Genomic DNA, 18,834 nt, shown 5'->3' on the forward strand with positions numbered 1-18,834 from the left:
CGGCGGGCCGTCAGTGGCGCCGGTTGCGAGCGGACGGCCGGTAGGGATCGAACGGCGGGCGGATGCGCTCTGCCTGCGGTTCTGTCTTCAGGTCGCCGACCAGGCCCACCACGGTGGCGATCAGCATGGCAACGGTCATGGCAGAGGCGAGCAGCACGATCATCATTCGTTTTCTCCTTGCTCCCGGTTCCGTGGAAGACGCCGGTTCCGGCACTGTCTCCACATGACCAAGACGCATCAAAGCGCGAAAAGTTTCAAACAACGCTTGTGCAAACCTGCGTGATCCGAGTTGAATGCGCCGTGAGCGGCCGGTTCACCGGGCATTCATGTTCGGCCCGCAAGCGTGCGCGAAGCCGATTGCCAAGGGTTGTGCCGGCGGGTAGAAGCGCAATCATGAGCGAGACAAAAGCAATCTATGCCGGGTCGTTCGACCCGTTGACCAACGGCCATCTCGACGTCCTGCGCAGCGCCCTGGCGCTGGCGGATACGGTATACGTGGCCATCGGCATCCATCCGGGCAAGAAGGGGCTGTTTTCCTTCGAGGAACGGCTGCGGTTGATCGAGCAGGCCGGCGCGGATGCGCTCGGCGCGGATCACGCGCGCCTGCGCGTGGTGGCGTTCGACGGGCTGGTCGTCGATGCGGCACGCCAGCATGGCGCCTCGCTGATGATCCGCGGCCTGCGCGATGGCACCGATCTCGACTATGAGATGCAGATGGCGGGCATGAACGGGCAGATGGCGCCCGACATCAAGACCGTCTTTTTGCCGGCCAGCCCGGCCGTGCGGCATATCACTGCCACATTGGTGCGCCAGATCGCGGCCATGGGCGGTGATGTGTCCGGCTTCGTGCCGGCCAATGTGGCCGATGCCCTGAAAGCGAAATCCTGACCCGACCGGAGACCTGACCCATGTCGATCCTGCGCCTTGCCGCCGCGGCGGCCCTTGCCGCCTCCATGAGCGTTTCTGCCCTGCCTGCCTTCGCCTCCAAGCTCGTCATCACGCTGAAAGATGGCGATGTCGTCATTGATCTGGCCGAAGACCTGGCGCCGAAGCATGTCGAGCGAATGAAGGCGCTGGCCGAATCGGGTGCCTATGACAATGTCGCCTTCCACCGCGTGATCGACGGCTTCATGGCGCAGACCGGCGATGTCCAGTTCGGCGACATGGAGGACGGGTTCGATCCGCGCCGCGTCGGCACGGGAGGCTCCGACATGGCCGATCTGCCGGCCGAGTTCTCGGACACACCCTTCGAGGAGGGCACGGTGGGCATGGCGCGATCCTCCAGCCCGGATTCGGCCAATTCGCAATTCTTCATCATGTTCGCGCCCGCGCCGCACCTGAACGGCCAGTATACCGTGGTCGGCACCGTCGAAAGCGGCATGGAGCACGTCCATGCCATCAAGAAGGGCAGCCGCGCGGCCAATGGCGCCGTGCAGGAGCCCGACCGCATGATCAAGGTGCGGGTGGAAGACTGAAATTTCGAATCAAAGCAGGAAGGTAGACGCAATGGCTGAGATCAAGGATCCGGAAAACACGCTGGTCATGGAGACCACGCAGGGCAAGGTCGTCATCGAGATGTTTCCGGAGCTTGCGCCCGGCCATGTCGGCCGCATCAAGGAGCTGGCCCGCGAGGGTGCCTATGACGGTGTCGTCTTTCACCGCGTCATCGACGGCTTCATGGCGCAGACCGGCGACGTGCGCTACGGCAAGAAGGGCGGCAAGGACTTCAACCCGGCCCGCGCCGGCATGGGCGGCTCCGACAAGCCGGATCTGAAAGCCGAGTTCTCCAACATGAACCATGCGCGTGGCACGTGCTCGATGGCGCGGGCGATGAACCCGAATTCGGCCAATTCGCAGTTCTTCATCTGCTTCGAGGATGCCGGCTTCCTGAACCGCCAGTACACGGTGTGGGGCCAGGTGATCGAGGGCATGGAACATGTCGACAAGATCAAGCGTGGCGAGCCGGTGCAGGATCCCGATTCCATCGTCTCGATGAAAGTTGCCGCCGACGCCTGAGGCGGTGCGGCTGTCCTGGATATCAGGGGCGCCGGCATGACCGGCGCCCTTGGCATGTCCGGCCGGTGCCCTGAACCGGCTTGCCGCCGGGTGCGTGCCGTGATTTGACCAGACTGCGGAATGCTGTAAAGGCCCGCCCATGCGTGTTGATCTTTTCGATTTCGAGCTTCCCGAAAGCGCCATCGCCCTGCGTCCGGCCGAGCCGCGCGATGCGGCGCGCATGCTCGTGGTGCGGCCCGGCGAAGCGCTCGAAGACCGGGGCGTGCTGGACCTGGCGGACCTCCTTGCGCCGGGCGACGCGCTCGTCTTCAACGACACGCGCGTGATCCCGGCCCAGCTCGAGGGCGTTCGTATTCGCGATGGCGGCGAGGCCCGCGTCTCCGCCACGCTGCACATGCGCACCGGTCCGGACCGGTGGAAAGCCTTCCTCAAGCCGGGCAAACGGGTGAAGGCGGGAGACCGCATCCGTTTCGGCCATGAGGGGAACGCCTGCTTCCTCGGGGCTCTGGAGGCGACCGCCGGCGAAAAGGGCGCGGGCGGCGATGTCGAACTCGTCTTCGACCTGTCGGGGCCGTCGCTGGACGAGGCGCTGCATGCAGTCGGCCATGTTCCGCTGCCGCCCTATATCGCGTCGAAACGGCCGGAGGATGAGCGCGACAGGGCCGACTATCAGACGATCTATGCCCGCGAAGAAGGTGCCGTGGCCGCGCCCACGGCGGGCCTGCATTTCACGCCGCGCCTGATGGAGCGTCTCGACTCGCGCGGAATCGAGCGGCATTTCGTGACGCTGCATGTCGGCGCCGGCACATTCCTGCCAGTCAAGGCCGACGACACCCGCGATCACCGGATGCATTCGGAGATCGGTCATGTCAGCGCGCAGACGGCGGCGGCCTTGAACGCGGTCAAGGCGCGCGGCGGGCGCATCGTCTCGGTCGGCACGACGTCGCTGCGGCTGCTGGAAAGCGCGGCGGACGAGGCCGGGCGGTTGCATGAATGGTCCGGCCCGACCGACATCTTCATCACGCCGGGCTACCGGTTCCGTTTCATCGACGTGCTGATGACGAATTTTCATCTGCCGCGATCCACGCTGTTCATGCTCGTTTCCGCCTTCAGTGGGCTGGAAACCATGCGCGCAGCCTATGACCATGCCATTGCCGGCGGCTACCGCTTCTATTCCTACGGTGATTCCAGCCTGCTTTTCAGGAAGCAATGAATGCTCTTTCCACACCGCGCGTACCGTGCGCTATCCTTGCCCCGCTGCCTTCACGGGAACGCGGGTCATGAACCGGGATACGCGGGGGGCAGGCATGGTTGACGGCGGCAGGCGGACGGTTGCGTCTTCCGCGTGGCTTGCAATGGGCCTTTGGTCAACGCCCTATCGCGGGTGGCTCGCCGGGGCCGGTGCTTTCCGGCTGCCGGCAATGGGCACGATGCCGCCGTTCACGGGTCGAGAGATCCGGAAGGACGGCAGGCGGAGCGGCGGCGAACAGACATGCGGCAGGCGGTCACCGGATCGCATGATAAAATATGAGACACGCGAGATGGTGACCGCCTGTCTTTCCGATTCAAGCAATGGCCAGACGCAAAATGCGGGCGTGGCAATGGTTCGGCCTGGCGCGGCCCTTGCGATGGTCGGTCCTGAAGGGCAAGTGGTTCAAGAACGGTACGAGGAATGCGGACGTCATGCGCAGCGATTTCACCTTCACTCTCCTTGCCACTGACGGCGGTGCCCGGCGCGGCGCAATCACCATGCCGCGCGGCACCATTCGCACACCGGCCTTCATGCCCGTGGGTACGGGCGGCACGGTCAAGGCCATGTACATGGACCAGGTGCGCGATCTCGGCGCGGACATCATCCTGGGCAATACCTATCACCTGATGCTGCGGCCGGGGGCCGAGCGGGTGGCGCGGCTGGGCGGGCTGCACGACTTTGCCCGCTGGCCGCATCCGATCCTCACCGACAGCGGCGGCTTCCAGGTCATGTCGCTGGCCGCGCTGCGCAAGTTGGACGAGCGCGGCGTGACCTTCAAGTCGCATATCGACGGCGTGAAATACGAGATGACGCCGGAACGCTCCATCGAGATCCAGGGGCTGCTCGATTCCGATATCCAGATGCAACTGGACGAATGCATCCGCCTGCCGGCCGAGGCTGGCGACGTGGAGCGCGCCATGGAGCTTTCGCTGCGCTGGGCGGAGCGTTGCAAGACCGCCTTCGGCGACCAGCCGGGCAAGGCCATGTTCGGCATCGTCCAGGGCGGCGACGTGCCGGCGCTGCGCGTGCGTTCGGCCGAAGCGCTGAAAGCCATGGACCTGAAGGGCTACGCGGTGGGCGGGCTTGCCGTGGGCGAGCCGCAGGCGGTGATGCTCGACATGCTGGAGGCGGTCTGTCCGGTGCTGCCGCAGGCGAAGCCTCGTTACCTGATGGGGGTGGGCACGCCGGACGACATCCTCAAATCGGTGGCGCGCGGGATAGACATGTTCGACTGCGTGATGCCGACGCGGGCCGGACGGCACGGGCTTGCCTATACGCGTTTCGGGAAGATCAACCTGCGCAATGCGCGCCATGCGGAGGATCCGCGTCCGCTCGATCCGGAAAGCGATTGCCCGGCGGCGCGCGACTATTCGCGCGCCTACCTTCATCACCTCGTGCGCTCGGGCGAGGCGCTGGGCGGGATGCTGCTGACCTGGAACAACCTGGCCTATTACCAGCGGCTGATGCAGGGCGCGCGCGATGCCATCGAGGCCGGCGGCTACGGCGACTACATGGCGCGGACACAGGCCGGCTGGGAGCGGGGTGACGTGGCGCCACTGTGAACCGGTGCGCATGCGCGCGCGTTCTTTTTGGCGGGCGGTACAGAACCGCGGGCGTGCGGGGCGCGTATTCCGAGCGGATATGCCGTTTAAGGAGCACGCAAGGTGAAATACGCCGTCGCATACCTCGCCGCCATGGCGGCCTTCCTGGTCCTCGATTTCATCTGGCTGGGTTATGTCGCGAAGAATTTCTACTGGAGCCGGATGGACGGCCTGCTCCTCGACCAGCCCCGGATGGGCGTGGCCGCGGTGTTCTACGTCATCTGGGTGGCCGGGCTGCTCTGGTTCGCGCTTGTTCCGGCCATGACCACCGGGGTACTTTCGACGGCGGTGGTCAATGGCGCCCTGTTCGGCCTGTTCACCTACCTGACCTACAATGGCACCAATCTGGCCGTGCTCAAGGGATACGATCCGGTCGTTGCCGTCACTGACACGGGCTGGGGTGTCCTGGTCGGCGCGCTTTCCGCCGGTGGCGCCTTCCTTGTGCTCAGGGCGATGGGCCTCGTGTCCGCGGCGAATTGATCATGCGGATGGAAGATCGGCGGACTTGAGCGAAACGCCCGAGATCTTCCAGCTCCCGTCGGGCTGCAACTGCATCCGGTAAAGCGCCTTCCAGCCCTTGCCCTGCGGTCCGACGATCAAGACTTCCTGGAGCAGCAGGCCGCTGGCGAGCGGGATCGATCTGCCGAAGGCATAGGAGGAAGGGCGGCGGACCGGCCGGTAGCCTTGCTCCACCATGGCGACGAACCTGTCCACGGTAGGAAACAGCCGCTTTATGTTCGGGGCCGCGAAGGCGTAGGCGGCAGCCGTGTCATCGGCGAGGAAGGCTTCCATCTGTCCGCTGATGGCGGCCTGGGCGCCGGCGGTGTCTGCGCCATCCTGCGCCTGCGCAGGCATGGCGAACATGGCGGCGGCGCCAAGCAGGAAAAGCCGGCGGGTGGTGGCATGAGGCATGTCGGTCTCCGTTGCTGGTTTCCTGCATGAGGGTACGAAATCCGGCGCGCGGTGGTTTCGCAGGGGTGCGAAAACACCGCGCGCGAGCCTTCATTCGGCGGAAATGTTGCTCTAGACAGGGGGCAGGATGTGTGAGTCGGATGGAGGGCAGGGTGTCGGCTGAAGAATTGGAAAACGGTCCGGCCGAAGGCGAGGACAGCGTGGATGGCGCCGACATCTATGACGATGACGGCTATGTGCGCGCCTCCTACCTGGCCCATATCGGCGCGGCGATCGCGGATCGCGATACGGTCACGCTCAAGCGTGACGCCGGGGAATTGCACGAATCGGAACTGGCCGACCTCATCGAGGCGCTGATCCCGGACCAGCGCCGCGCGCTGGTGGAATTGCTGGGCGCGGATTTCGACTTCGCCGCCCTGACCGAGGTGGACGAGGCGATCCGCCTCCAGATCGTGGAATCGCTGCCAAACGACCAGATCGCGCAGGCGGTGCAGGAACTCGATTCCGATGACGCGGTCTACATCCTTGAAGACCTGGAAGCGGAAGACCAGGAAGAGATCCTGTCCAAGCTGCCGTTCACGGAGCGGATCCGGCTGCGCCGTTCGCTCGATTATCCGGAAGAGACGGCCGGCCGGCGCATGCAGTCGGAATTCGTCGCCGTTCCGCCCTTCTGGACCGTCGGCCAGACCATCGACTACATGCGCGAGGACAAGGATCTTCCCGACAGTTTCTCGCAGATCTTCGTCATCGATCCGACGTTCCGGCTGGTCGGCGCGGTCAATCTCGATCGCATCCTGCGCACCCGGCGCGGCACCAAGGTCGAGGAGGTGATGCACGAGACGCGCCATGCCATTCCGGCCACGATGGACCAGGAAGAGGCCGCACAGGTGTTCGAGCAGTACGACCTGCTCTCGGCGGCTGTCGTGGACGAGAACGAGCGGCTCGTCGGCGTGCTGACGATCGATGATGTCGTTGACGTGATCCAGCAGGAGGCCGAGGAAGACATCAAGCGCATGGGTGGCGTCGGCGACGAGGAACTTTCCGACAGCGTGGCCGAGGCCGCGCGCTCACGCTTCCTCTGGCTCCTGATCAATCTCGGGACAGCGGTGCTGGCATCGCTGGTGATCGGCCTGTTCGATGCGACGATCGAGCAGATGGTGGCGCTGGCGGTGCTCATGCCCATCGTGGCATCGATGGGCGGCAATGCCGCGACGCAGACCATGACCGTGGCCGTGCGCGCGCTGGCCACCAAGGATATCGACATCTACAATGCCGGCCGCGTCATTCGGCGCGAAACCATGGTCGGCATACTCAATGGTGTCCTGTTCGCCATCATCATCGGTGTGGTCGCGGCGTTGTGGTTCTCGAATACCGGGCTTGGCGCCGTCATCGCCATGGCCATGGTGGTCAACATGCTGGCGGCCGCGCTGGCCGGCATTCTCATTCCGCTGCTGCTGGACAGGGTGGGCGCCGATCCGGCCATCGCCTCGGGCGTCTTCGTGACGACCGTGACCGATGTGGTCGGCTTCTTTGCCTTTCTGGCGCTGGCCGCCTGGTGGTTTTCCCTGGGGTGACCGCGCCGGGCAGCTTTCGTCCGGTCTGCCGGGGTGGCACTGCCCGCGGCAAGCCCGGTCTCTGCCGTGTATTTGACTTTTACGTAAGGGTTATGCAGACTTGGAAAGGACCGGAACATCGACAGGCTGCGGGCATGCGTGAATTCTACACCATAACGGAACTCACCAAGGAGTTCGGCGTGTCCACGCGGACGCTGCGCTTCTATGAGGACGAAGGCCTTATCCAGCCGCACCGCCGCGGCCGTACGCGGCTCTACCGCCCGGCGGACCGGCATCTCATCAAGCAGATCATGCGCGGCAAGCGGCTCGGCTTTTCCATCGCCGAAATCCGCGACATCATCCAGATGTACCGCGAACCGCCGGGCGAGGGCGGTCAACTGAAGACCATCATCGCCAAGATCGAGGAACGGCGCGAGGAACTGCGGCAGAAGCGCCGCGACCTGGAGGAAACGCTGGCCGAACTCGACCGGGCGGAAGAGGCTTGCCTGGAGCGGATGGCCGAGCTCGGGGTCACGACCTGACCCCGGAGAACGCGTTTCCGGATGCGGCTCAAATCCAGCGCCGGACCTTTTTCATGTAGTCGCGGTAGGGTTTGCCGAAGCGATGGGCGAGGTGGCGCTCTTCACGCTCGATGGCGAGCTTCTGGGTGGCAAAGGCGGCGGCGAAGGCCAGCAGGATGAACCAGAGTATCCCGGAAACGAGACCGACGCCAATCATCAGCATGGTGTTGCCGACATAGATCGGATTTCGCGTGATGCGGAACGGACCTGAACTGACAAGATGATCGGAACGGCGGTTGGGCCATACGGTCGTGCGGGCCCGGTGCAATGTCGCCATGGCCGAAAAGTCCAGTGCCAGCGCGGCGGCAATGATCACCCAGCCGATGGCGAACAGGATGTCGGAGAAGGGGTGCGGTATCCACGCGAATCCGAGGGGAAAAAGGAACTGTGCGCCCACTGCGGCCAGAATGGCGCTACCATAGAGCAAGGGTGGCCAGGGTATCCGGTTCGGCCTTTCAAGGTTTGCGCTCATGGCTGCTGTTTCTCCGTAGTTGCTTGCGCCTCGCAGAGCGCGCGGGCCGCTTCGACCGCCTGACGTGCAGACGCAGAGGGCTGACCGCCCAAGGCTTCGGCGAGCATGCCGCGCGAATCGAGTTCGTCAAGCACGCAAAGGCACCATGCGCGGCAAAAGGCCTCGTCCTCGGTCTGCATGCATTGTGCCTCGCATCCCGGCCGCGCATCGCCGACGGTGATCGCTGGTGGAAGGAATTGTGCCCACGTCCACACCAGCGCGATCAGAATAGGCTGATGAAGAAGATAGAATGCCAGGCTATGGCGTCCCGGCCATGCAAGCCAAGCCGGAACAAGCGCGTTCAGCCGCGTCCTGCGCAAGGCTTCGAACCAGCCATGGGCGCCACCAAGTTGCGCCAGCGCCATGCCCGCGAGCACCACGCCGGTCCACGGGAAGGCCGGGACGTAGTCGTTGGAGACGGGCGGGAAGGGGGCGAGGCCGGTCCAGCGCAGCCAGGGGGCTGCGAATGCCGGATCGCGGAACACGAAGGGGAGCGCGAAGATGGCTGCGGCCAGCACCGCGGTGGCAATCCACGGCAGACGCAGGACGGCCAGACCGAGTATGCCGGCGAATGCGATCTGGTGCAGGATGCCGAAGAAGATGAAGCTGTCGGGCATGGCGAACCATGTCACCAGTGTTATGAGCGCGGCGGCCGTGGCCACGCGCCCGAGCCGCACAAGATAGGCGCGCCACCGCATGCCCTGACCGTGGCCGAGTACCAAGCCGATTCCGGCCAGCAGGAGGAAGGAACCGGCAATGCACCGGGCGAAGAGCTTCCATCCGCCGCTGGCGGCTGTGCCCGCCTGCACATATCCGAAAAATTCCAGATCCCATGTGAAGTGATAGACGGCCATCGCGGCCAGCGCGATGGTGCGCGCCGCGTCGATTGCCGCGATGCGGCCCTTGCCCGATTGTGCTGATGCCATAGACTGACCTTCGATCATGGATAACAGGTATTTCAACCGGGCAGGGTCCGGTCAATCGTCAATGAAGGAGAAGACGGTCAATGCACAGGGTTGAGGCAAACGGAGCTTCCATTCCCGCGCTTGGTATGGGCACGTGGACACTTGAGGGCGAGCATTGCGCGCAAATGGTGGCTGAAGCGCTGCGGGTAGGCTATCGCCATGTCGATACGGCCGCCAAATACGCCAATGAGGAAGCGGTCGGCGAAGGGTTGCGGGCGTCCGGACTGGCCCGGGATGATTACTTTCTCACCACGAAGGTGTGGTTCACCGATATCGCTGACGGAGACCTGCAGCGCTCCGCCGAGGCCAGTCTGAAGCGGCTGGGCGTGGATGCGGTGGATCTCCTGCTCATTCATTGGCCCAATCCGGCCATTCCGCTCAGCGATTCGATTCGCGCGCTCAATGCGGTCAGGGCAGCCGGCCTCGCCCGCCATATCGGCGTTTCGAATTTTCCGAGCGGGCTTCTGGCCGAGGCCATCGGTTTGAGCGATGCTCCGCTGGCGTGCAACCAGGTCGAGTATCATCCCTATCTCAATCAGGACAAGCTGAAGGCGATGCTGGCAGCCAATGGCATGGCGCTGACCTCCTATTGCCCGCTTTACCGCGGAGGCGCGCTGTTCGACGAACCGGCGGTCAGCAACGCGGCTGCCGCCCATGGGCGCACACCCGGCCAGATCGTGTTGCGCTGGCATGTGCAGCAGGATGGCGTGATCGCCATACCCCGCACATCGCGGCCGGAACGGCTGGCGGAAAACCTCTCGGTCTTCGATTTCACCCTCAGCGATGACGAGATGGCGGCAATCTCCGCTTTGCGCCAGCGCAACGCACGGATTTGCGATTTCGACTTCTCACCGGTCTGGGATGCCGCATGAGTGAATCGGTCGCCGAGCTGCTTGCCGCCGTCGCACAGAACATCGAAGACCTGATCGCTTCGATCGATCCGTTGTGGACCGGCATCCAGCTCGCGATCGCGGCATGGGTCTTCCTTGTCGCCTGGCTCGTTTCGCTGCGCGTGGAGCCGGCGCTGGAAGAGCGGGCGCGGCGGATCCGTGGCAATCCCGGCTTGCTGCGGATGGTCGTCGCCCTTCTCAGGCGCAGTGAATGGGTTATTTTCATCCTCGCCATGGCAATCACCCTGTCGGTGATGCGGGCGGTGACCTGGCCCAGCCGGTCCTGGCTGATTTCACTCATCCTGTCGCTTGCCACCTTGTGGCTGGTAATCGCGGTCGTTTCCCGGGTGATCCGGAACCGGATGTTTGCCCGCCTCGTTGCCTATGCCGGCTGGATCTGGGCAGCTATCATCGTTCTCGGCGTTTCGGACCAGGTGCAGGTGCTTCTCGACAGCCTGGCGCTGAGCGTCGGGCAGGCGCGCATTTCGCTCTGGTTCACGCTTCAGGCGCTTTTCGCCATGGGCGTCACCTTGTGGCTCGCCACGGGCGTCGGCAACTTCATCGACCGGCGCCTGCAGCGCAGCGATGACCTGACGCCGTCCCTGCGCGTCCTGCTCGGCAAGGTGATCAAGATCGCGCTCGTGCTGCTGGCGGGCGCGGTGGCGCTGTCATCGCTGGGTATCGACCTGACCGCGCTGACCGTCTTTTCGGGGGCGGTCGGCGTCGGTCTGGGCTTCGGGCTGCAAAAGGTCGTCTCCAATTTCATCAGCGGAATCATCATCCTGCTCGACCGTTCGATCAAACCGGGCGACACGATTTCGCTGGATGAGACGTTCGGATGGATTCGCGAGTTGCGCGCCCGCTTCGTCTCCGTCGTTACGCGCGACGGCAAGGAATTCCTGATCCCGAACGAAGAGTTCATCACAAACCGTGTCGTGAACTGGTCGTTCAGCGACCAGTTGGTGCGCCTCGATGTGGAGTTCGGGGTCTCCTACAGCGCCGATCCGCATGAGGTGTCGCGGCTGGCAATCGAAGCCTGCAAGGCTGCGGCCCCGCGGGTGCAGTCGCATCCCTCGCCGGTGTGCTGGCTGATCGGTTTCGGGGACAGTTCACTCGACTTCGTGCTTCGTTTCTGGATTGCCGATCCGCAGGCCGGACTGACCAATGTGCGCGGCGCCGTCATGATCGCGTTGTGGGACACGTTCAAGGCAAACGGGGTTGGCATTCCGTTCCCGCACCGCGAGGTGATCATGCGCACGCCGGTGGAGGTGACCACTGCGGGCGAGCAGACAGGAAAGCGGCCGGCGCAGCGGCGCCGTGCCGGGAAGGATCAGGCCTAGATGTTCTTCTATCTCTCCAAGATCGCCTGGTTCGCCATTCAGCCGCTGGGCCTTCTGTTCCTGCTGATGCTGGCAACCGGGCTGGCCGCGATGCTGGAATGGCGGCGTTTGACAATAACATTGTCATCTCTTGGTTTGCTGCTTCTGGTCGCCGGCGGGTGGACCAATGCCGGTCAACTCTTGCTCAACCCGCTGGAGGAACGGTTTCAAAGACCGGATCCGCCGCCGGCCTCGGTTGCGGGCGTCATCATCCTGGGCGGAGGCATGGCGGGTGCCGTCAACCTGGCGCGCGGGGGCCATGAACTGGAGGATGCCGGTGACCGTTTCGTGGAGGGCGCCATCCTGGCAAGGCGCTATGCCGACGCCAGGATTGTCATCTCCGGCGGATCGGGCGCCCTGATCGCCGAGGGAGAAGGGGATGCCGACAGTGCCGAACGGCTGATGACGGCGCTTGGCGTGGACCGGGACCGGTTGGTTCTGGAAAACCGTTCGCGAAACACGCAGGAAAACGCCCGTTTCACGCGCGCGCTCATCGCGACTGGCGAGGATGAGGTCTGGCTGCTCGTGACCTCAGCCTTTCACATGCCGCGATCCATGGCGCTTTTTCGCGAAGCGGGACTGGATGTGACGCCATGGCCGGTCGACTACCGCACGCCGGGCCCTGCTGGCCTCAGCTTTGCCCGGCGGACGCCGATCGACGCCATGGAGGAGGCAACACTTGGCCTGCGGGAATGGATCGGACTGGCGGCATACTACCTGACAGGTCGGATTCCTCAGTTCTTTCCGTCACCTTGACCGTCCGCTGCCATGGCAATGCGGTAAACGCCGCGGAAGTCGTCCGGGTCAACCGGCCTGCCCTTGCGCAGAATGGTGATTTCCCCAGCCTTGGCCATTGCCACGGCCTGGGCGCGCAGGGGCTTCATCAGCAGCCGCCATTGCTTTTCGTCAGGCCCGGCAATCGCGCGCGCCGCTTCCGACGGGCAGATGGTCTTTCCCGGGCCGCGCGCCTTCGCCAGATCCTGGATGGTCTGGCGCAATCTGGTTTCGTCCACCCGGATCATGGCCGTCCCGTTCTCCCGCTATTTCCCGATGCCCGTACATTTCATGGACACGGCGATCTGGCAAGTCATGCGGGCAGGGCCGATTCCATTGTCGAGCGGCCGCCATGTTTGCAGCCTTGCCGGCCGATTGCGAAACCGTCACGCCGCCACGTTCCGGCCCCATATGTTACCGATTTGTTAAAGGCCGTGATCGAGAATATCGAGATATTTCAGAAACTTGTTGTCCGGTGATGAAGATGGCGAAAGCTGCGGGCCATTTTTGCGCCGCTTTTGGACTTGCAATGGCAGGTCAGCGGGCGTATCGGTCCACGCCACGGGTTGCCCATGCCGGCTTGCAGGCGGCAACCTGCGAAGCAACAGCAAGACAGGATCATCATGGACGAAACCGTTCAGAAAAGCTGCTGGGGCGTGACAGCCTGGGCAGTGGCGGCCTTTGCCGGCATCATTTTGCTGGCCTGGCTGTTCGGCGGCGCGGAAACCACGGCGGTGGTTGCTGCAAACTGACATTTTCATTAGCATTTACCTGGAACAACGCCGGTGCCGCATGCACCGGCGTTTTTCGTTTGCGATGTCGCCAATGGCCAAGGCGATGGCGGTTCCTGCGCCGGAAAAGAAATCCGGGATTGCGACAGTCCGGCAGTAGCGGCGGGACTGTCCGCCGGTCTGGGAGATTGGGCATGTTCCTGTCGGTATTCGACCTGTTCAAGATCGGGCTTGGTCCGTCGAGTTCCCATACGATGGGACCGATGAATGCGGCGCGGCGGTTCCTCGACGAGATACGCGATGATGCCTGGCCGCGGCCTGCCGGCGCGACGGTCACGCGGCTTTCAGCCAGCCTGCACGGCTCACTGGCCTTCACCGCCAAGGGCCATGCGACCGATCGCGCCGTCCTGCTGGGCCTCGACGGCCATACGCCCGCCGGCATCGACCCGGATGCGGCTGACAAGGCTGTCGCGCGCATTGCTGCGGAATGCATGGTCCGGCCGGCCGGGCATCCGGCCTATCGCTTCGATCCCGAGAACGACCTGGTCGTCGACCGGCAGAACGCGCTGCCAGGCCATGCCAACGGCATGGCGTTCAGCGCGCATGACGAGGACGGCCGCGTCCTGCTTCGCCGGGTCTATTACTCGGTCGGCGGCGGATTCGTGGTCACCGAGGATGAACTGAACACGGTTCATGCCGGTCCTGGTCCGGAGGAGGGGCCGGGTTCGCCGTTTCCGTTCTCGAATGCCTCCGAAATGCTGGCGATGGCGCGAGAAAGCGGCCTGTCCATCGCCGCCATGAAGCGGGCCAATGAAGAAAAACGCATGGCGCGGCACGATCTGGATGACGGCCTTGACCGGATCTGGCATGCGATGGACGCCTGTATCGAGCGCGGACTGGCCGCCACCGGCGAACTGCCGGGCGGGCTGCGGGTGCGCCGCCGCGCGGCCGCCATGCATGGGCGCCTGACCCAGCAAAGCCTGCTCAACAAGGCCGATCCAATGGCCGCAAATGACTGGTTGTCCGTCTATGCCATGGCGGTCAACGAGGAAAACGCAGCGGGCGGCAAGGTGGTGACAGCGCCAACGAACGGGGCAGCGGGCGTCGTGCCCGCCGTGCTGAAATACGCGCTGCGGTTTCATGACGGCATGGATCGCGCACAACGGCGGGAATTCCTCCTCACGGCAGCCGCAGTGGGCGGAATCATAAAACACAACGCCTCGATTTCTGGGGCCGAAGTGGGGTGCCAGGGCGAGGTCGGTTCTGCGTCAGCCATGGCCGCCGCCGGGCTTGCGGCGGTGATGGGCGGCACGCCGGAACAGGTGGAAAACGCCGCCGAAATCGCGCTGGAGCATCATCTGGGCATGACCTGCGACCCGGTGGCCGGCCTTGTGCAGGTGCCATGCATCGAGCGCAATGCGCTGGGCGCCGTGAAGGCGGTGACCGCGGCGTCACTGGCGCTGCATGGCGATGGCGCCCATATCGTCTCGCTCGACGCCTGTATCCGTACCATGGCGGAAACCGGCCGCGACATGGACAGCCGCTACAAGGAAACGGCGCTTGGTGGTCTGGCAGTGAACGTACCGGAATGCTGACGCGACCTGTGGAGAACATGCAAGCTGACGCTTGAAAGCGGAGCGGCGACCGATAGATTGCCGGTCATGACCCTGCACCTTATCAAATTGTCGGTTGGCACGGACAGCGTTGACGATCTGGAGCGCTGGATCGCGCATCGCTGCGCGCAGGCCAAGGCGGCCGGTCTGGGCGACAGGTACTGGCATACGACGCGGATGGTTCCGCGCCGGATACCGGACGTGCTCGATGGCGGTTCGATCTACTGGGTCATCAAGGGCATGGTGCTTTGCCGTCAGACCATCCTCGACGTCGAAACATTCCAGGGCGAGGATGGCGTTCAGCGCTGCCGTCTTGTGCTGGAGCCGGCGCTCGTGCGCACACGGCCGGTGCCCAAACGGCCGTTCCAGGGATGGCGCTATCTCAAGCCGGAAGACGCACCGGCGGACCTCTCCGGCAGCGCGGACGGCTCGCTGCCGGCCGATCTTGAGACGGAACTTTCCGAACTGGGGCTGTTATAGGAAGGCTGTTGCCAGGCCGCGGGACAGCGCGGGCCGGTTTACCACGTCGGCAAGAATCCACTTCCGCAAGGGCATGAGGCTTGCAACCGGTTGCCCCACAAGGCAATCTTGCAATCGGGCACACGAAGTGCCGGGGAGCAAGCGATGTTCATGTCTGCTTCGTCCAGGCCGAAGCCGGGAGGCGGCCGCAAGGCAGCCCATGTCATTGTCTGCGGCAATGAAAAGGGCGGATCGGGCAAATCGACCACCGCGATGCATGTCGCCATCGCTCTCCTGAAGGCCGGAAACAGGGTTGCCACCATCGACCTCGATGCGCGGCAACTGTCCCTTACACGCTACGTCGAAAACCGCCGGCGCTGGGCCGCCCGCTCCAGCCTCGCGCTGGAAATTCCGCGGCACTTCCATGTCCCGGCCGCGCGGCGCGCGATTGTTGCCGAGAGCGAGAACGCCGAAATGCGCGCCCTCATGGAGGGCCTTGCCGATGTCGAGCAGACACACGATTTCATCATCATCGACACGCCGGGATCGGACACTTACCTCAACCGGCTGGCGCACCGCATCTGCGATACGCTGATAACGCCGATGAACGACAGCTTCGTTGATTTCGATGTCCTCGGGCGTATCGATCCCGTTTCGGACGATGTCGTGGATCTGTCACCCTATGCCCATTCGGTACGGGATGCGCGCCGGGAGCGCCGCGCCACGGACAACACGATCCTGGACTGGGTTGTCGTGCGCAACCGCATGGCGACGATATCGTCACGAAATGAGCTGAAGGTGGACAATGGCTTGCGCAAACTGGCCGCAAAGCTCGGGTTCCGCCTGGCCGATGGCATTTCGGAACGGGTGATTTTCAGGGAATTCTTCCCGCTCGGCCTGACGGCGCTGGACGAACTGGATGATCGCGTGCTGGGAGCCCGTCCCACGCTCTCTCATCTGGCCGCACGCCAGGAAATCCGGCAACTCGTGGCAACGCTTCGCCTGCCGATCGGAGAGGAGGGGCTGCGCAGGGCCGACCGCAGGCGCCGTTTCATGGCACGCGCCAGCCAGCCGATCGCCATGCCGGACATCTTTGCCGACTGACGCGGCGGCAGCCCTCAGCCCCGATAGTTGTAGCGAACCGCGACTGCGCCGCGAATGCCCTCGACGCGCAACCGCACGGCGACCGGTTCGCGCGACTGGCGCAGGGCGCGCGCGCCATGGCAGATGAGGAGGCCGACAAGATCGCGCGTACGCAGACGTGTGGCCTTCCGGCCGGAGGCAAGGGCATCCCGCGCGGTGACGAGCGGATTTGCCGGCGTCAAGGCCTGTGCGGAAACCGATCCAGGCGCGGATACATGGTTCTGCTGTATCATGACATTTCCCCGAATTACGCATCTACAGAGCCCCGGAGAATGGGGCGACAAAGGTTTCTCTTCGGCCTGTCGGCCGGTGTGGGCGCTGCTATTGCTCTGTCGCGTAGCAGCTGATCTTGCGGCGCTTGAGCGACGAACAGGCCTTCCAGGCCGCATCCTTGCCTGCAAAGCCGCCAAAGCGGGCGCGATAGTAAAGGGTGCCGTCCTTTTCAAAGGTTGTCGTAAACCCTTCCGCACTTGCCAGAACCGCGCCGGCCTTCCCCTTGATCCGGTCGAGAAACTGCACGGCCTCATCGCGCGACGGCATGGAAGCGACCTGTACCACCCAACCCGTCGCCGGCGGGACGGCCGCCGTCTTCACCGGGTCGACAAGCGGCGTCGACGACGCGCTCGCCACGGATGTCGTGGTGGCCACGGAAACCGGCTTGCTGGAAGGCACCGGAATGTCGGTGCGCGGCAGGGGCGGAATGCCGGCAACCTGTACCGGCGCAGCCTTGCCCCTGGCGACGAGATTTCCCCGGTCACGTGTGGAGGCCTTGGGCAGATAGGCGGCGATCAGCTTTTTCATCTGGGCGTTGCGGCTGGCACCGGTCCGGCCGCCCATGACAACAGCGACGATGCTGCGCTTGCCGCTGCGTACGGACGATACCAGATTGAAGCCCGAGGCACGGGTATAGCCGGTCTTGATGCCGTCAACGCCGCGAACCTTGCCCAGAAGGCGGTTGTGATTGCGGTAGCGGCGCTTGCCATAGGTGAAGACCCTGGTGGAGAAATAGCTGTAATATTGCGGGAAATGCTCGCGCAGGGCGATGCCCAGGCGGGCCATGTCACGCGCGGTGGTGACCTGCCGGGCATCGGGCAGGCCATGGGGATTGCGGAAAACCGTTCGGCTCATTCCGAGCGCACGTGCCTTCGCGGTCATGATCTTGGCAAAGCCCGCTTCGGAACCGCCGAAATATTCACCGAGCGCTGATGCCACATCGTTGGCTGATTTCGTGACAAGCGCATAGATCGCGGATTCAAGGCTGATGGTCTGACCGGCGCGCAGGCCCAGTTTCGACGGCGGCCTTCCCGCCGCATAGGCGGAAACGGGGATGCGGGTCGATTTGGAAACCTTGCCGGCCTTCAGCGCTTCGAAGGCGATGTAGAGGGTCATCATCTTGGTCAGCGAAGCCGGGTAGCGCAGGGAATCTGCGCTGGATTCGTAGAGGGTCTTGCCGGTGTTGGCGTCCACGACGATGCCGGCATATTTCGAGTTGGCAAGGCCCGGCGCCGCGCTGGCAAGCAGACCGGCAACCGAGAGGCCGGCAAGCGCGGCCAGGGACGTTTTTCGGGCGAGAGAGACAACGGACGCAAGGAATGCACGCAAGATCGCACCTGGATGGTTTGAGTTTCCTTTCAGGGACGGCGGCTGCCGCCAGAACGGACAAATGCCATCTTGCGTCATCAGCGTTACCAATCCGTTTATGGTAAGCGAGGTGTGAATGCGATTTTTCGCACTTGCTTAATTGTTGACGAAATCATTAATAGAAACTGATCTATTCCACGCTTCTGAATTGCATCGGCCCGCTTGACATTTTGTGCGCTGCACACCAATATATGTGCATCGCAACAAGATGATCTTCCGTGATCGAAAGGCCCACCCGATGATGAAGAATTTCGACGACATGAACGCCGCCTCCAAGGAAATGATGGACAATGGCCTGAAGTCCTATGCTTCCATGTCAAAGGCTTTCCAGAGCATCGCGACCGAGTCGGCCGAATATGCCAAGAAGTCCATGGAGATGGGCTCCGGCTATTTCGAGAAGCTCTCCGGCGTGAAGTCCATGGACAAGGCGATCGAGCTGCAGAGCGAATATGCCAAGAGCGCCTATGAGCAGTTCATGGCCCAGGCGACCAAGATGAGCGAGCTTTATGCCGATCTCGCCAAGGAAGCATACAAGCCGTTCGAATCGGCCATGACCAAGGCCAAGTGATCCGGCGGCCGGCCTCCGCCGGCATCCGACAGCTTTCAGGCGGCCCCGTCGCGCATCGCGGCGGGGCCGTTTCGTTGTGCCGTGGCGGGTTCCGTGAAATGGTCCGGCCGGCCCGGTGTGCAAAACTTGATGCCGACAGCAATGCTGACCCTTGCAAGGCGCAGGGCAGGCCTTAAAATCTGTCTCAGGCAAACTACATGATAGCCGTGTGACAGGACAGAGAACGAACCGGGCCCGAAAAGAAG

At 63.8% G+C, this 18,834-nt stretch carries 23 protein-coding genes; 16 read left to right on the top strand and 7 right to left on the bottom strand.

The genetic code is table 11. The features are described 5' to 3' along the window. Positions 1-10 precede the first annotated feature (10 nt). Positions 11-166 carry a hypothetical protein gene (locus R3D65_RS09905; RefSeq protein ID WP_371275068.1) on the bottom strand — a complete coding sequence of 52 codons (156 nt, stop codon included), beginning with the start codon at positions 164-166 and terminating at the stop codon, positions 11-13. 227 nt (positions 167-393) lie between these two features. Here R3D65_RS09905 and coaD point away from each other — a divergent pair, with 227 nt between their 5' ends. From coaD to R3D65_RS09935, 6 genes are all read left to right on the top strand, one after another. Beyond that, positions 394-888 (top strand): pantetheine-phosphate adenylyltransferase, encoded by a 495-nt coding sequence (gene coaD / locus R3D65_RS09910; protein WP_371275069.1) that lies wholly within the window; start codon positions 394-396, stop codon positions 886-888. A 20-nt stretch (positions 889-908) separates the two neighbouring features. Then, a complete protein-coding gene (locus tag R3D65_RS09915) occupies positions 909-1,475 on the top strand; it encodes a peptidylprolyl isomerase (RefSeq protein WP_371275070.1) in 567 nt (188 codons plus the stop codon). A gap of 31 nt (positions 1,476-1,506) precedes the next feature. Then, positions 1,507-2,016, top strand: a complete 510-nt coding sequence (locus R3D65_RS09920; RefSeq protein WP_371275071.1) for a peptidylprolyl isomerase — start codon at positions 1,507-1,509, stop codon at positions 2,014-2,016. Positions 2,017-2,155: 139 nt separating this feature from the next. After that, complete coding sequence (queA, locus tag R3D65_RS09925; RefSeq protein ID WP_371275072.1) at positions 2,156-3,229, top strand: tRNA preQ1(34) S-adenosylmethionine ribosyltransferase-isomerase QueA; 1,074 nt, start codon at positions 2,156-2,158, stop codon at positions 3,227-3,229. A 470-nt stretch (positions 3,230-3,699) separates the two neighbouring features. Next, positions 3,700-4,830, top strand: a complete 1,131-nt coding sequence (gene tgt / locus R3D65_RS09930; RefSeq protein WP_371275555.1) for a tRNA guanosine(34) transglycosylase Tgt — start codon at positions 3,700-3,702, stop codon at positions 4,828-4,830. Between the two features lie 102 nt (positions 4,831-4,932). Beyond that, entirely contained in the window at positions 4,933-5,349 is a 417-nt protein-coding gene (locus R3D65_RS09935; RefSeq protein WP_371275073.1) for a DUF2177 family protein, read from the top strand. Here R3D65_RS09935 and R3D65_RS09940 read toward each other — a convergent pair whose 3' ends face one another. Continuing rightward, positions 5,350-5,781: a DUF4864 domain-containing protein gene (locus R3D65_RS09940; protein WP_371275074.1), complete on the bottom strand. Its 432-nt coding sequence runs from the start codon at positions 5,779-5,781 to the stop codon at positions 5,350-5,352. It abuts the gene before it with no gap. Positions 5,782-5,933: 152 nt separating this feature from the next. Between R3D65_RS09940 and mgtE the strand changes: the two genes are divergently transcribed. Further along, positions 5,934-7,355 (top strand): magnesium transporter, encoded by a 1,422-nt coding sequence (gene mgtE, locus R3D65_RS09945; protein WP_371275075.1) that lies wholly within the window; start codon positions 5,934-5,936, stop codon positions 7,353-7,355. Positions 7,356-7,489: 134 nt separating this feature from the next. Beyond that, positions 7,490-7,876 carry a MerR family DNA-binding transcriptional regulator gene (locus tag R3D65_RS09950; RefSeq protein WP_371275076.1) on the top strand — a complete coding sequence of 129 codons (387 nt, stop codon included), beginning with the start codon at positions 7,490-7,492 and terminating at the stop codon, positions 7,874-7,876. A 28-nt stretch (positions 7,877-7,904) separates the two neighbouring features. Here the strand turns inward: R3D65_RS09950 and R3D65_RS09955 are convergent, their stop codons facing one another. Beyond that, positions 7,905-8,387: an isoprenylcysteine carboxylmethyltransferase family protein gene (locus R3D65_RS09955; protein WP_371275077.1), complete on the bottom strand. Its 483-nt coding sequence runs from the start codon at positions 8,385-8,387 to the stop codon at positions 7,905-7,907. Further along, entirely contained in the window at positions 8,384-9,352 is a 969-nt protein-coding gene (locus R3D65_RS09960) for a heparan-alpha-glucosaminide N-acetyltransferase (protein ID WP_371275078.1), read from the bottom strand. Before R3D65_RS09960 ends, R3D65_RS09955 begins: the two co-directional genes overlap by 4 nt. A gap of 80 nt (positions 9,353-9,432) precedes the next feature. Between R3D65_RS09960 and R3D65_RS09965 the strand changes: the two genes are divergently transcribed. Genes R3D65_RS09965 through R3D65_RS09975 form a run of 3 tightly spaced genes read left to right on the top strand, consistent with a single transcriptional unit; the run spans position 9,433 to position 12,416 of the window. Next, entirely contained in the window at positions 9,433-10,263 is an 831-nt protein-coding gene (locus R3D65_RS09965; protein ID WP_371275079.1) for an aldo/keto reductase, read from the top strand. Next, complete coding sequence (locus R3D65_RS09970; RefSeq protein WP_371275080.1) at positions 10,260-11,621, top strand: mechanosensitive ion channel family protein; 1,362 nt, start codon at positions 10,260-10,262, stop codon at positions 11,619-11,621. Before R3D65_RS09965 ends, R3D65_RS09970 begins: the two co-directional genes overlap by 4 nt. Continuing rightward, complete coding sequence (locus R3D65_RS09975) at positions 11,622-12,416, top strand: YdcF family protein (RefSeq protein ID WP_371275081.1); 795 nt, start codon at positions 11,622-11,624, stop codon at positions 12,414-12,416. Here R3D65_RS09975 and R3D65_RS09980 read toward each other — a convergent pair. After that, the gene (locus tag R3D65_RS09980; protein ID WP_371275082.1) at positions 12,395-12,682 is read right to left on the bottom strand and encodes a DUF3253 domain-containing protein; all 288 of its coding nucleotides are present in this window, start codon (positions 12,680-12,682) and stop codon (positions 12,395-12,397) included. The two genes, R3D65_RS09975 and R3D65_RS09980, sit on opposite strands and share 22 nt — an antisense overlap. Before the next feature lie 375 nt (positions 12,683-13,057). Between R3D65_RS09980 and R3D65_RS09985 the strand changes: the two genes are divergently transcribed. From R3D65_RS09985 to R3D65_RS10000, 4 genes are all read left to right on the top strand, one after another. Next, complete coding sequence (locus R3D65_RS09985) at positions 13,058-13,186, top strand: hypothetical protein (protein WP_371275083.1); 129 nt, start codon at positions 13,058-13,060, stop codon at positions 13,184-13,186. Between the two features lie 173 nt (positions 13,187-13,359). Next, positions 13,360-14,760, top strand: coding sequence for an L-serine ammonia-lyase (locus tag R3D65_RS09990; RefSeq protein WP_371275084.1), 1,401 nt, complete (start codon positions 13,360-13,362; stop codon positions 14,758-14,760). A 66-nt stretch (positions 14,761-14,826) separates the two neighbouring features. Continuing rightward, positions 14,827-15,258 (top strand): DUF1489 family protein, encoded by a 432-nt coding sequence (locus R3D65_RS09995; RefSeq protein WP_371275085.1) that lies wholly within the window; start codon positions 14,827-14,829, stop codon positions 15,256-15,258. Positions 15,259-15,402: 144 nt separating this feature from the next. Beyond that, entirely contained in the window at positions 15,403-16,341 is a 939-nt protein-coding gene (locus R3D65_RS10000; RefSeq protein WP_371275086.1) for a division plane positioning ATPase MipZ, read from the top strand. Between the two features lie 14 nt (positions 16,342-16,355). Here the strand turns inward: R3D65_RS10000 and R3D65_RS10005 are convergent, their stop codons facing one another. Next, entirely contained in the window at positions 16,356-16,613 is a 258-nt protein-coding gene (locus R3D65_RS10005; protein ID WP_371275087.1) for a hypothetical protein, read from the bottom strand. An 88-nt stretch (positions 16,614-16,701) separates the two neighbouring features. Beyond that, positions 16,702-17,982 (bottom strand): SPOR domain-containing protein, encoded by a 1,281-nt coding sequence (locus tag R3D65_RS10010; protein WP_371275088.1) that lies wholly within the window; start codon positions 17,980-17,982, stop codon positions 16,702-16,704. 280 nt (positions 17,983-18,262) lie between these two features. Here R3D65_RS10010 and R3D65_RS10015 point away from each other — a divergent pair, with 280 nt between their 5' ends. Continuing rightward, on the top strand, positions 18,263-18,589 hold the full coding sequence (locus tag R3D65_RS10015) for a phasin family protein (protein ID WP_371275556.1): 327 nt from the start codon (positions 18,263-18,265) through the stop codon (positions 18,587-18,589). The last annotated feature ends 245 nt before the right edge of the window (positions 18,590-18,834 follow it).

Source organism: Zhengella sp., from assembly GCF_041397485.1.
Taxonomy (GTDB): Bacteria; Pseudomonadota; Alphaproteobacteria; order Rhizobiales; family Rhizobiaceae; genus Zhengella.